The organism is Mesorhizobium sp. M1307, assembly GCF_040318155.1.
Taxonomy (GTDB): Bacteria; Pseudomonadota; Alphaproteobacteria; order Rhizobiales; family Rhizobiaceae; genus Mesorhizobium.
Genome location: NZ_JAMYLR010000004.1, coordinates 256,596 through 268,672 on the forward strand (window position 1 = coordinate 256,596; position 12,077 = coordinate 268,672).

Consider the following 12,077-nt stretch of genomic DNA (forward strand, 5'->3'; position numbering starts at 1 on the left):
TCAGGGAGTGCTCAATGAAAAAGAAACTGACTTTTGCAGCCGCGTTGCTGGCTGCAAGCGTCCTCGGCGGCGTGGCCAATGCAAAACAACTGGTCTATTGCTCGGAAGCTTCGCCGGCCGGCTTCGACCCGTCGCCATGGAGCGGCGGCAACGACTTCGACGCCTCGTCGCGCACCATCTATTCGCGCCTGGTCGAGTTCGAGCATGGCAAGACCACCATCTCGCCCGGCCTGGCCGAGAGCTGGACGGTTTCCGATGACGGTCTCGAATACACCTTTAAACTTCGCCCGGGTGTGAAATTCCAGACGACCGATTATTTCACGCCGACGCGCGACCTCAACGCCGACGACGTGATCTTTTCCTTCGAACGCCAGTGGAAGAAAGAAAGCCCGTGGTACAGCTATCTGGAAGGCACCGGCTGGGAATATTTCACCGGCATGGGCTTCCCCGATCTCCTGAAGGAAATCGTCAAGGTCGACGACCTGACGGTGAAATTCGTGCTGAACAAGCCTGAAGTCGCGTTCCTGCCGGACCTCGGCATGGATTTCGCCTCGATCGTTTCCAAGGAATATGCCGACCAGCTCGACAAGGCCGGCACCAGGCAGCAGTTCACCCAGAAGCCGGTCGGCACTGGTCCGTTCCAATTCGTCGACTATCAGGTCGATGCGGTCGTGCGCTATGCAGCATGGGACGGCTACTATGGCGGCCGCCAGAAGATCGATGATCTGATCTTCGCCATCACGCCCGACCCCGCCGTGCGCGCGCAGAAGCTGAAGGCAGGCGAGTGCGATATCATGTCATACCCGGCGCCGGCCGACATTGCCGGACTGCAGGCTGACGCGAACCTCAAAGTCGACGAGCAGGAAGGCCTGAACATCGGCTACATGGCTTACAACACGACGCAGCCGCCCTTCGACAAGGTCGAGGTCCGCAAGGCCCTCAACATGGCGGTAAACAAGAAGGCGATCATCGACGCGGTCTATCAGGGCGCCGGCGCGCCGGCCATCAACCCGATCCCGCCGACCATGTGGTCCTATAACAAGGACATCAAGGACGATCCCTATGATCCGGAGGCGGCCAAGAAGATGCTGGCCGATGCAGGCGTCAAGGATCTGTCGATGAAGATCTGGGCTATGCCGGTCAGCCGCCCCTACAACCCGAACGCCCAGCGCGTCGCCGAGTTGATCCAGGCCGACTATGCCGCCGTCGGGGTCAAGGCGGAGATCGTCAGTTACGAATGGACAGAGTATCGCCAGCGCGGCAAGGCTAAGGATCGCGATGGCGCCTTCCAACTGGGCTGGACCGGTGACAATGGCGATCCGGACAACTTCTTTTTCCTGCTCGGTTGCGATGCCATCGGCCAGTCCAATTATGCGATCTGGTGCAACCAGGAATTCGAAGCCCTGCTGAAAAAAGGCAAGGCGACGACGGACGTCGCCGAGCGCACCAAGATCTACGAGGAAGCTCAGGTGGTGTTCAAGCGTGAGGCTCCGTGGCTGACCATCGCCCACTCCAAGGTCTTCATGCCGATGAACAAGAAGGTGTCGGGCTTCGTTATGGACCCGCTCGGCATTCATCGGTTTGACGGCGTCGACGTCACCGAATAAGTCCTGAGAAATTGAACGGCGGCGCTGGACTTCCCGCGCCGCCGTTCTATGAAGCAAGATGCTCCGTTATCTCCTCCACAAGCTCGCTTTGATCATCCCGACCGTGTTCGGCATATCGCTGGCGGCGTTTGCTTTCGTCCGGCTTCTGCCCGGCGATCCTATCCTGGCCCTGGCGGGCGAGCGCGGTGTCAGCCCCGAGCGCTACGCCCAGCTCATCGAGCAGTTTGGCTACAACCGGCCCTATGTCATTCAGTACCTGGAATATATCGGCAGGGTCCTGACCGGCGATTTCGGCATATCTATTGCCACCAAGCGGCCAGTGCTCGGCGAATTCCAGGCGCTGTTTCCAGCCACGCTGGAACTGGCGACAGTGGCGTTGATCATCGCCGTCCTGCTCGGCATTCCTGCCGGTATCTTCGCCGCGGTCAAGCGCGGCTCGTGGTTCGACCAGGCGACGATGGGTGTCGCGCTGACCGGCTATTCGATGCCGATCTTCTGGTGGGGGTTGCTGCTCATTATCTTCTTCTCCGGCTATCTCGGCTGGACGCCGGTTTCCGGCCGCATCGGCCTGCAGTATTTCTTCAGGCCGACGACCGGGTTCATGCTCATCGACAGCCTGATCTCCGGCAGGAGCGGCGCTTTCAAATCTGCCGTCAGCCATTTGATCCTGCCGTCGATCGTGCTGGCGACGATCCCGCTTGCCGTCATAGCGCGCCAGACGCGCTCGGCGATGCTCGAGGTGCTGGGCGAGGACTATGTCCGCACCGCGCGCGCCAAGGGCCTGGCGCCGCGCCGCGTCATCGGTCTGCACGCTTTTCGCAACGCGCTGATCCCGGTAGTCACCACCATTGGACTGCAGGTCGGCACCTTGATGGCGGGCGCCATTCTGACCGAAACCATTTTTTCCTGGCCAGGCATCGGCAAATGGATGATCGATGCCATCGGCAAGCGCGACTATGTCGTCGTGCAGAGCGGATTGCTGATCATCGCGCTGATCGTCATGGCGGTGAACCTGATCGTCGACGTGCTCTACGCCGTCATCAATCCGCGCATCCGGGTGCAGTGAGATGACCGACGAATCCGCCGCCGAAGCTACCGCCGCCTCCATCCCGACAGGCGGCAGGCAACGGGCTTTCGCCGAGTTCTGGCACTATTTCTCGATGAACACCGGCGCGGTCATCGGCCTTGTCGTGTTTTCGGCGCTGGTGCTGGTGGCGATCTTTGCGCCGTTCGTCGCCCCACATTCGCCCGACGAGCAGTTTCGCGATGCGCTGCTGGCACCCCCTGCCTGGCAGGAAGGCGGCAAATCGATGTTCCTGCTCGGCACCGACGCGGTCGGTCGCGACATGCTTTCACGGTTGATCTTCGGGGCGCGTTTCTCGCTGTTCATCGGTCTGGTGGTCGTTGTCTTCTCGCTCACCAGCGGCATCGTGCTTGGCGTGCTCGCCGGCTATTTCCGCGGCTGGGTCGACACGCTGATCATGCGCATCATGGATATCATCCTGGCCTTCCCGTCGCTGCTTCTGGCGCTGGTGCTGGTGGCGATCCTTGGCCCCGGCCTTTTCAATGCCATGCTGGCGATCGCGCTGGTGCTGCAGCCGCATTTTGCGCGCCTCACCCGCGCCGCCGTGATGGCCGAAAAGAACCGCGAATATGTCATCTCCGCCAAGGTGGCTGGTGCCGGTCATCTTCGCTTGATGGTGAGGACGATCCTGCCGAACTGCCTGGCACCGCTGATCGTGCAGGCGACGTTGTCCTTCTCCAACGCTATTCTCGAGGCTGCGGCGCTCGGCTTCCTCGGTGTCGGTGCGCAGCCGCCGACGCCGGAATGGGGCACGATGCTCGCCTCGGCGCGCGAGTTCATCCTGCGCGCGCCTTGGGTGGTGACCTTCCCCGGCCTTGCTATCCTGATCACTGTGCTTGCCATCAATCTGATCGGCGATGGCTTGCGCGATGCCTTCGATCCCAAGCTGAAGAGGTCATAATCCAATGCCTCTTCTCGAGATCAAGAACCTGACCGTTTCCTTCGACACCGCCGCTGGACCATTCATGGCGGTACAAGGCATCGACCTGTCGGTCGAACCGCGTGAGGTGCTGGCGATCGTCGGCGAATCCGGTTCGGGCAAGTCCGTGGCGATGCTGGCGGTGATGGGGCTTTTGCCCAACACCGCGACGGTGAGGGCCGACCGCATGGCCTTCGACGGCATCGACCTGCTCAAGCTCGGCCCATCCGAGCGGCGCAAGATCGTCGGCAAGGACATTTCGATGATCTTCCAGGAGCCGGTCGCCAGCCTCAACCCGTGCTTCACCGTCGGCTTCCAGATCGAGGAGGTGCTGCGCTTCCATATGGGCATGGACCGCGCCCAGCGCCGGGCGCGTGCCATCGAATTGATGAAGTTGGTCGGCATCGCCGACCCCGAGGAACGGCTGGGCTCCTTCCCGCACCAGATGTCGGGTGGTCAGTGTCAGCGCGTCATGATCGCCATCGCCATCGCCTGCAATCCCAAGCTTTTGATCGCCGACGAGCCAACCACGGCGCTCGACGTCACCATCCAGAAGCAGATCCTCGATCTGCTGGTCGGCCTGCAGGCCAAATATGGCATGGGCCTGATCATGATCACCCACAATATGGGGGTGGTTGCCGAGACCGCCGACCGTGTCATCGTCCAGTACAAGGGCCGCAAGATGGAAGAGGCCGACGTGCTGTCGCTGTTCGAGTCCCCCAAGAGCAACTACACGCGCGCGCTCCTGTCGGCGCTGCCGGAAAATGCCGTCGGCGACCGATTGCCTACTGTTTCCGACATGCTGTTCGAGCCGGCCCCATCTGTGGTCGCAGCCCGGTCCGCAGGAGGAACCGCCTCATGAGCGTGACGGTAGTCGAAGGCAAGAACATCGTGCGCGACTATCATGTCGGTGGCGGGCTTTTCCGCCCCTCCCGTACGGTTCATGCGGTCAAGGGTGTTTCGTTCAGCGTCGACAAGGGCAAGACGCTGGCCATCGTCGGCGAGAGCGGCTGCGGCAAGTCAACACTCGCCCGCATCATCACCCTGATCGACCCGGCGACCTCCGGCGAGCTTTTCATCGACGGCAAGAAGGTAGACATCGGCAGGAACGGCCTGTCGAAGGAAATGCGCCGCAAGGTCCAGATCGTCTTCCAGAACCCTTATGGTTCGCTCAATCCACGCCAGAAGATCGGCGACGTGCTTGGCGAGCCGCTGCTCATCAACACCGACAGCACGGCCGACGAGCGGCGCGATCTTGCCATGAAGATGCTAAAGAAGGTCGGTCTCGGCCCCGAGCACTTTAATCGCTACCCGCATATGTTTTCGGGCGGCCAGCGCCAGCGGATCGCCATCGCCCGCGCGCTGATGCTCAACCCCAGCCTTCTGGTGCTGGACGAGCCGGTCTCGGCACTTGATCTTTCGGTGCAGGCGCAGGTGCTGAACCTGCTCGCCGACCTGCAGGACGAGTTTCAGCTAACCTATGTTTTCATCAGTCACGACCTGTCGGTGGTACGCTATATCGCCGACGACGTGATGGTGATGTACTTCGGCGAAGCGGTCGAATACGGCTCGCGCGACGAGGTCTTCGCCGACCCCAAGCACAGCTACACCAGGACGCTGTTCGCGGCGACGCCGCGTGCCGACGTTGCCAGCATCAAGGCACGGTTGGCGAAGAAGAAGGCCGCCTGATCCGGCGAGGTTTGCCGGCCGGCTACCGCTTCTCGATCCCCGGAATGCCGGAGATCTGCTCGGCGAGAAAGTCGACCAGCAGCCGCACCCGGGCAATGCCCGCACGCTCCGGAACGATCAGCATGCTCAGCGGGACGGGAGGCGGAAAATAGCCCGGCAGGACCACTTCCAGCCGGTCGGCCGCCAGAAGATCGTCGACAAGCCAGTGGTGGGCGGGTGCGATGCCGCGTCCGGCGACAAGGGCTTCGCGCGCAGCAAGCCCATGGTCGACCAGAAATCTGCCGCCAAAGGGCACCGCAAAGGTCTCGCCGCCCGGCCCCTGCAAGGTGAGCGTGTCGCTTCCCGCGATGTTCGACATCCGGATGCCTTCATGGCCAGGCAGATCCTGCGGGACAGCCGGTCTGCCCCGCGCCGCCAGATAGGCCGGCGCCGCCACCAGCAGACGCCGGGACTGGCCGAGCGCCCGCAGTTTCATTGAGCTGTCGGTGAGCGGGCCGAGGCGAAGCGCGATGTCGACGCCCTCCCGCACAAGGTTGATGCGCTCGTCGGTAAGGCTGAGATCGATGCCGATATCGGGATAGCGGTCTTGAAAGGCGAAGATCAGCCGGCTGACATGCAAGACCCCGAGCGCCGCCGTGCAGGATATCCGGATCGTGCCGGCCGACGCGCCGCGCGTGCCCCGCGCCTCATCGCCGGCCTGCTCGACGAGGCGCAGGATCTGGACGCTGTCGGCATAGTAACGGCTGCCTTCATCGGTCATCGTGACGCGCCGGGTGGTCCTGCTGAGCAAGGGCACTCCGACGGCCTCCTCGAGTTCTCGCAAATGCCGTGTGACCGTCGACTGCCCAACTCCGAGCTCGCGCGCCACCGCCGAGAGGCTGCCGCGCTCGGCGACGCGAACGAAGGTGCGCATGCGCTCAAGGGTGACGTCCGATCTATCCATTATTCGGCATTATCTTATACATTTCCTACATATAGTGGATCAGCCCACGGCTGGCTACCTTTGGTGTCTATCGTCCTTCTTCGGAGTAGACCCATGAAAGTCCTGCTTGTTTTTGCTCATCCTGAACCGCGTTCGCTCAATGGCGCACTGCGTGACGTCGCCATCAGGGAACTCGAGGCCCAGGGCCACGAGGTGCGGGTGTCGGACCTCTACGCCGATGGCTGGAAAGCCGAGGTGGACCGTGCCGACTTTCCGTCGTGGCCGCCCGAAGCACGCTTCCTGCCGGCCGGCGCCTCCAAAAAGGCTTTTGCGACCAACACTCTGACCGATGACGTCAAAGTGGAGATCGACAAGCTGCTATGGGCCGATACCCTGATCCTCCAGTTCCCGCTGTGGTGGTACGCCATGCCGGCGATCCTCAAGGGCTGGGTCGATCGCGTGTACGCCTACGGCTTCGCCTATGGCGTTGGCGAGCACAGCGACAAGCGGTGGGGTGACCGCTTTGGTGAGGGAACGCTCGCCGGCAAGCGCGCAATGCTGATCGTGACCACCGGCGGCTGGGAGGAGCATTATTCCGCCCGCGGCGTCAACGGCCCGATCGACGACCTGCTGTTCCCGATCAATCACGGGATTCTATACTATCCGGGCTACGACGTGCTTCCGCCGTTCGTGGTTTACAGGGTGGACCGTTTCGGGGAGGCGGATTTCGAGCCTGTCGCGGAGCGACTGCGCGAAAGGATGCGAACGCTCGAGACAATCCGGCCCATTCGTTATCGGCAGCAGAATGGCGGCGATTACTTGATCCCAAGCATGCAATTGCGCCCCGGCTTGGAGAACCCGGGTGCGATCGCCTTTGCGCTTCACGAGGATCGCGCCGGCGCCGCCGCCCAGTCCGATCAGGACAGCCGGGCGATGATGGTGCGCAGCGCCTCGCCGAAGCGCCGGACTTCCTCGATCGTATTGTAATGCACCAGCGAGGCGCGCACGGCGCCGCTGTCCATGCTGAGGTTGAGCCGCTTCATCAGACGCGGCGCATACATGTGGCCGTCGCGAATGCCGATCTGCATCTCGGCCATCTCTTCGACGATCCTCTGCGGCGACAGCGTGCCGACATTGAAGCAGAAGGTCGGCACGCGCTCGCCGAGGCGTGCCTCTTCGGCCACGCCGTAGATCGTCGCATCGCAATCTTTGAGCACCGCCAGCATTTCGCGCGCCAGCACCTGTTCGTAGTCGCGGATGGCATTCATGCCGGCGACGATGTTGTCGCGGCGCGACCGGTTATTCTCGGACAAGAAATTGCGGCCGATCGATTCGAGGTAGCGCACCGCAGCATCCATGCCGGAGACGTTCTCGTAGATGAACGTGCCGGCTTCGATTTTGTGGGGCGGCTCGTCGGGGATGAAATCCTCGCGGAAGGTCGGCAAGCGCTTCAGTGTTTCGAAGCGGCCCCACAGGAAGCCCATATGCGGCGAGAAATTCTTGTAGCCGGAGCAGACCAGATAGTCGCAATCCCAGGCCTGCACATCAATCAGCCCGTGCGGCCCGTAATGCACGCAGTCGAGGAACACTTCGGCGCCTGCCGCATGCGCAATCCCAGCCACGGAGGCAACGTCGACAATCGAGCCGATCGAATGCGCCGTTACCGTGCAGGCGACGAGCCGGGTGCGCTCTGAGACCAGCGGGCGCAAATCGTCGACATGCAGATTGCCGTCCTCGCGCATCCGCCACCATTTGAACTTGGCGCCGGCGGGCGCCAGCGCCAGCCACGTCGCGATATTGGCGTCGTGATCCATGTCGGTGATGACGATCTCGTCACGCTCCCCGTTTGGGCGCTCGGAAAGCATCTGGCCGATGCCGAGGCTGACCAGGCGGATGAACGTAGTGGCGTTCATGCCGAAACAGATCTCCGCCGGGTTGGTGGCGTTGATCAGCAAGGCCACGCTTTCGCGAGCGCCGGCGACGGCTTGGTCGACGGTGACGCTGCGGCCATAGCGGCCGCCGCGCTGCACATTATGCGCGACCAAATGGTTGGTGACCGCATCGAGCACGCTTTGCGGGATCTGCGCGCCGGCGGCATTGTCCATGAAGACGAAGTCCCCGGCTTGCTGCAAGGCGGGAAACATGGCGCGGATCGTCTCGACCGGGAAAGCTGCGGCATCGCCGGTTTTCGAAATCTGATGCTGGTTCAAGGTCGTCTCCTGCGAAGTGCGCTGACAGATTCAGCGGGTCTTTTCGGTTTGAAAGCGGCGTTCAAGGAGGCTGACGAGACGGACCATCGGCCAGAGAAAGATGAGATAGACCAGCGCCGCGCCGATCAGCGGTGAAGGGTTGGCATAGAGCGATTGCGCGTTGGTCGCTTCCTTCAGCAGTTCGGGCAGCGCCACGGTGGAAGCGAGCGAAGTATCCTTGAACATCGAAACGCAATTGCTGGTCATTGGCGGAATGACGACGCGGATCGCCTGCGGCAGCACTACCTTGCGCAAGGTCAGCAAGAACGGCAGGCCGAGCGCCTGCGCCGCCTCGAACTGGCCGCGCGGAATGCTCTCTATACCGGAGCGGAACACCTCGGCCGAATAGGCCGCCATGATGATGGCGAAGGCCATCACCGCGGACGTCCACGATGACAGGCGAATGCCGAGGAACGGCAGCGCATAGTAGATCAGGATCAGCACGACCAGCACCGGCATCGCCCGGAAAATGTCAATGTAGCCGACAGCCAGCAGCCGAAGCGGCTTTGGCGCATAGAGCCGCACCAAGCTGATCGCGAGGCCGACGGGAATACCGATGCCGATGCTCATGATTCCGAGCAGCAGGGTGTTCAGGAAACCGCGCAGCAGCGCCGGCAGGCTGGAGACCATGACGTCGGCGTTGAAGAAGGTGTCCAGCAGCGACATCGCAGCATTTCCGAAACGTTTGGCGTCCCGCGACGCTCGAGCCCGAGCCCGAAATCCGAAATCGTGCCGGCATCGAAAGCCGGCACGACATTTAAGCGCGAACTGCCGCTCAGGCCTTCGGCATAGGCATTTCCTTGACGGTCGAGGAATCGGCAGGTGCGTCGCTGCCGAACCACTTCTTGTGGATCGCGGCCAGCGTGCCGTCCTTCTTCATCGCGGTCAGCGCGTCGTTCAGCTTGCCGAGCAGCGGGTGGTCCTTGGTCATCATCAGACCGTACTGCTCGCCGGTCTTGATGCGCTCTTCTACGGCGAGATCCTTCATCCTGGTGAAAGAATATTCCAGGCCCGGAATATCGCTGACCGCCGCATCGACGCGGCCGGAGCTGAGATCGAGCAGCAAATTCTGCTGCGTGTCGTAGCCCTTGACGTCACTGAACCCGTCCGCTTCCTGGTGGGCCTTGACCCAGGCTTCGCCGGTCGAGCCGGACAGCACGCCGACGATCTTGCCCTTGAGGTCGGCCTCGGCCTTGATCGGGCTGTCGGCCTTCGCGGCGATGCCCATGTCGGAATCATAGTAGGGCTGCGTGAACGACTGAGACTTCAGCCGCTCCGGCGTGATGGTGATCGACGAGATGGCGACGTCGATGCGCTTCGAGGTGGTGGCGGCGAACAGCGCCTGGAAACCGAGATCGGCGATATCAGTGGTCATGCCGATACGCTTTGCCGCCTCATTGATGATGTCGACTTCGAAACCCTCGAACGTGCCGCTCTCGTTCTTGTATTCAAAAGGTGGATTGGTCGGATAGGCGCCGACATTCAGCGTGCCTTCGGCGTAGGCCGGGCCGCCGGCGATGCCGATGGCAGCAGCAAGAAGCAGCAGGTTGCGACGGGTGAAGTTCATTTTCGTTCCCTCTGGTTGTGATCGGACGGGTTTGACCCCGCACGGTTTTGATGCGCCAAGTGACGGGACTGCCGGAAAGCCCTCCCGGCACGGCAGTCGCAAGACATCGGATGCTATCCAAAGTGCCGCGCTTTTCAAGGCGAAAGTTTTAAGCTTAAAAAATTGCCACGTGTTGCCGTCACTCCGGAATAACCGCCGTGGCCTGGATCTCAACCTTGGCGCGATCCTCGACCAGCGCCATCACCTGCATGGCGGCCATCGCCGGAAAATGCCGGCCGATCACCTCGCGATAGACCTCTCCGATCCCCTTGAGATTGGCCAAATATTCCGCCTTGTCGGTAAAGTACCAGGTCATCGAGGTGATATGTTCCGGCTTGGCGTCGGCCTCGGCGAGCACAGCAACAATATTGGCCAGCGTCTGCCGCACCTGGCCGACAAGATCATCGGTCTCGAAGCGGCCCTGTCCGTTCCAGCCGACCTGCCCGCCGACGAAGACAAGCTGCCCACGCGCGGCGACGCCATTGGCGTAGCCGACGGGTTTCGCCCAGCCTTCCGGCTGCAGGATGGTGTGCATGTCAAAACCTCCCAATGCTCAAATCCGGTCGTTCAAAACTCGAAGACAATAATTTTCACGCAAACTCCTGTCTCAGGCCGCTCCCATCACTTGCCGTGCAATCACCACCTTCTGCACGTCGGACGCTCCCTCGTAGATGCGCAGCGCCCGGATCTCGCGATACAGGCTTTCGACGATATGGCCCTTGCGGACGCCGTCGCCGCCATGCAGCTGCACAGCCTTGTCGATCACCTCCTGCGCTTTGTCGGTAGCGAACAGCTTGGCCATGGCGGCTTCGCGGGTAACCCGAGCCGCGCCCATGTCCTTGGTCCAGGCGGCACGATAGACCAGCAACGCGGCGGCATCGACATCCAGCGCCATGTCGGCGATGTGGCCCTGCACCATCTGCAGCTCGGCCATCGGCGCACCGAACAGCCTGCGCTCTGCCACTCTTGTGATGCTTTCGTCCAGCGCGCGCCGGGCAAAGCCGAGCGCCGCTGCGCCGACGGTCGAACGGAACACGTCGAGCACGGACATGGCGATGCGAAAACCGTCACCGGCTTTGCCAATCAGCGCCGAGGCTGGAATGCGTGCATTGTCGAAGGACAGCCGGGCGAGCGGGTGCGGCGCGATCACCTCCAGCCGCTCGGCAACGATCAGCCCCTCGGTTTCGGAAGGCACGACAAAGGCGGAAAGCCCCTTGGCGCCGGGCGCTTCGCCGGTGCGGGCAAAGACAGCATAAAAGTCAGCGATACCGCCGTTGGAGATCCAGGTCTTTTCGCCGGACAAGAGATAGCTGTCGCGGTCACGCGTGGCCGTCATTTCCATATTGGCGACGTCCGAGCCCGAGCGCGGCTCCGACAGCGCGAAAGCCGAAATCGCCTTGCCGGCCCGTGTCTTCGCCAGCCAGTGCTGCTGGTCGGGCGTGCCGAACAGGCTGAGTGCGCCGGTGCCGAGCCCTTGCATGGCGAAGGCGAAATCGGCCAGCCCGTCATGCCGGGCCAGCGTTTCGCGCGTGAGGCACAGGGTGCGCACGTCGAGCGGTCCCGGATTGTCCACATCGAACGCCGTTGGCTTCAGCCAGCCGTCTTTGCCAAGCCTCGCCACCAACTCGCGGCAGGCCGCGTCGACATCGTCATGCGCGACCGGCAGGTTCTTGGCGCACCATGCCTCCAGCCGCTCCGCCAGATCGCGGTGGCGATCCTCGAAGAACGGCCAGGAGAGGAAGGAACGGTCAGGCATTGCTGCCTCCACAATTCTCCGGCCCCGGCGCTCCACGGCGCGCCCCTCTGTCCTGCTGGACATCTCCCCCTCTAGGGGGGAGATTGGCGGCTTCGCTGCCACGGCTCTCCCTGCGATGTTGGAGATTGGCGAAAGCGGGCCTGATATCCAATCTCCCCCCTGTTTGGACCGGAGACATCGCGAACAGGTGTGCGAGGACATCGCGAACAGTGCTCCATGCTATCTCTCGACGAGGTTGAGGTCGA

General features: G+C 62.4%; 12 protein-coding genes. 6 read left to right on the top strand and 6 right to left on the bottom strand.

The genetic code is table 11. The features are described 5' to 3' along the window. Positions 1-14 precede the first annotated feature (14 nt). Genes NKH16_RS08355 through NKH16_RS08375 form a run of 5 tightly spaced genes read left to right on the top strand, consistent with a single transcriptional unit; the run spans position 15 to position 5,299 of the window. Positions 15-1,607: an ABC transporter substrate-binding protein gene (locus tag NKH16_RS08355; protein WP_023676821.1), complete on the top strand. Its 1,593-nt coding sequence runs from the start codon at positions 15-17 to the stop codon at positions 1,605-1,607. 58 nt (positions 1,608-1,665) lie between these two features. Beyond that, a complete protein-coding gene (locus NKH16_RS08360; RefSeq protein WP_023676822.1) occupies positions 1,666-2,673 on the top strand; it encodes an ABC transporter permease subunit in 1,008 nt (335 codons plus the stop codon). A 1-nt stretch (position 2,674) separates the two neighbouring features. Further along, complete coding sequence (locus NKH16_RS08365) at positions 2,675-3,592, top strand: ABC transporter permease subunit (RefSeq protein WP_023676823.1); 918 nt, start codon at positions 2,675-2,677, stop codon at positions 3,590-3,592. 4 nt (positions 3,593-3,596) lie between these two features. Next, entirely contained in the window at positions 3,597-4,472 is an 876-nt protein-coding gene (locus tag NKH16_RS08370) for an ABC transporter ATP-binding protein (protein ID WP_023676824.1), read from the top strand. Continuing rightward, the gene (locus NKH16_RS08375) at positions 4,469-5,299 is read left to right on the top strand and encodes a dipeptide ABC transporter ATP-binding protein (RefSeq protein ID WP_023676825.1); all 831 of its coding nucleotides are present in this window, start codon (positions 4,469-4,471) and stop codon (positions 5,297-5,299) included. The genes NKH16_RS08370 and NKH16_RS08375 overlap by 4 nt, the downstream gene beginning before the upstream one ends. Before the next feature lie 22 nt (positions 5,300-5,321). On the opposite strand, the gene NKH16_RS08380 is transcribed toward NKH16_RS08375, so the two are convergent. Next, positions 5,322-6,242 (bottom strand): LysR family transcriptional regulator, encoded by a 921-nt coding sequence (locus tag NKH16_RS08380; protein ID WP_352698200.1) that lies wholly within the window; start codon positions 6,240-6,242, stop codon positions 5,322-5,324. Between the two features lie 93 nt (positions 6,243-6,335). Here NKH16_RS08380 and NKH16_RS08385 point away from each other — a divergent pair, with 93 nt between their 5' ends. Next, positions 6,336-7,208: an NAD(P)H-dependent oxidoreductase gene (locus NKH16_RS08385; RefSeq protein WP_352899024.1), complete on the top strand. Its 873-nt coding sequence runs from the start codon at positions 6,336-6,338 to the stop codon at positions 7,206-7,208. Here the strand turns inward: NKH16_RS08385 and NKH16_RS08390 are convergent. From NKH16_RS08390 to NKH16_RS08410, 5 genes are all read right to left on the bottom strand, one after another. Next, positions 7,139-8,431, bottom strand: a complete 1,293-nt coding sequence (locus tag NKH16_RS08390) for a cysteine desulfurase-like protein (RefSeq protein ID WP_352899027.1) — start codon at positions 8,429-8,431, stop codon at positions 7,139-7,141. The two genes, NKH16_RS08385 and NKH16_RS08390, sit on opposite strands and share 70 nt — an antisense overlap. 30 nt (positions 8,432-8,461) lie before the next feature. Next, entirely contained in the window at positions 8,462-9,136 is a 675-nt protein-coding gene (locus tag NKH16_RS08395) for an amino acid ABC transporter permease (RefSeq protein WP_292656040.1), read from the bottom strand. A gap of 109 nt (positions 9,137-9,245) precedes the next feature. After that, positions 9,246-10,037: an ABC transporter substrate-binding protein gene (locus NKH16_RS08400; RefSeq protein WP_352899030.1), complete on the bottom strand. Its 792-nt coding sequence runs from the start codon at positions 10,035-10,037 to the stop codon at positions 9,246-9,248. A gap of 178 nt (positions 10,038-10,215) precedes the next feature. After that, entirely contained in the window at positions 10,216-10,611 is a 396-nt protein-coding gene (locus NKH16_RS08405) for a RidA family protein (protein ID WP_023676831.1), read from the bottom strand. Positions 10,612-10,683: 72 nt separating this feature from the next. After that, on the bottom strand, positions 10,684-11,832 hold the full coding sequence (locus NKH16_RS08410) for an acyl-CoA dehydrogenase family protein (RefSeq protein ID WP_352899032.1): 1,149 nt from the start codon (positions 11,830-11,832) through the stop codon (positions 10,684-10,686). Positions 11,833-12,077 lie beyond the last annotated feature (245 nt).

Excerpts from the sequence above, each read along its gene's own strand:
- NKH16_RS08370 (WP_023676824.1), top strand. The coding sequence starts at position 3,597 with ATGCCTCTTCTCGAGATCAAGAACCTGACCGTTTCCTTCGACACCGCC.
- NKH16_RS08375 (WP_023676825.1), top strand. The coding sequence starts at position 4,469 with ATGAGCGTGACGGTAGTCGAAGGCAAGAACATCGTGCGCGACTATCAT.
- NKH16_RS08380 (WP_352698200.1), bottom strand. The coding sequence starts at position 6,242 with ATGGATAGATCGGACGTCACCCTTGAGCGCATGCGCACCTTCGTTCGC.
- NKH16_RS08385 (WP_352899024.1), top strand. The coding sequence starts at position 6,336 with ATGAAAGTCCTGCTTGTTTTTGCTCATCCTGAACCGCGTTCGCTCAAT.
- NKH16_RS08355 (WP_023676821.1), top strand. The coding sequence starts at position 15 with ATGAAAAAGAAACTGACTTTTGCAGCCGCGTTGCTGGCTGCAAGCGTC.
- NKH16_RS08410 (WP_352899032.1), bottom strand. The coding sequence starts at position 11,832 with ATGCCTGACCGTTCCTTCCTCTCCTGGCCGTTCTTCGAGGATCGCCAC.
- NKH16_RS08405 (WP_023676831.1), bottom strand. The coding sequence starts at position 10,611 with ATGCACACCATCCTGCAGCCGGAAGGCTGGGCGAAACCCGTCGGCTAC.
- NKH16_RS08395 (WP_292656040.1), bottom strand. The coding sequence starts at position 9,136 with ATGTCGCTGCTGGACACCTTCTTCAACGCCGACGTCATGGTCTCCAGC.
- NKH16_RS08400 (WP_352899030.1), bottom strand. The coding sequence starts at position 10,037 with ATGAACTTCACCCGTCGCAACCTGCTGCTTCTTGCTGCTGCCATCGGC.
- NKH16_RS08365 (WP_023676823.1), top strand. The coding sequence starts at position 2,675 with ATGACCGACGAATCCGCCGCCGAAGCTACCGCCGCCTCCATCCCGACA.
- NKH16_RS08360 (WP_023676822.1), top strand. The coding sequence starts at position 1,666 with ATGCTCCGTTATCTCCTCCACAAGCTCGCTTTGATCATCCCGACCGTG.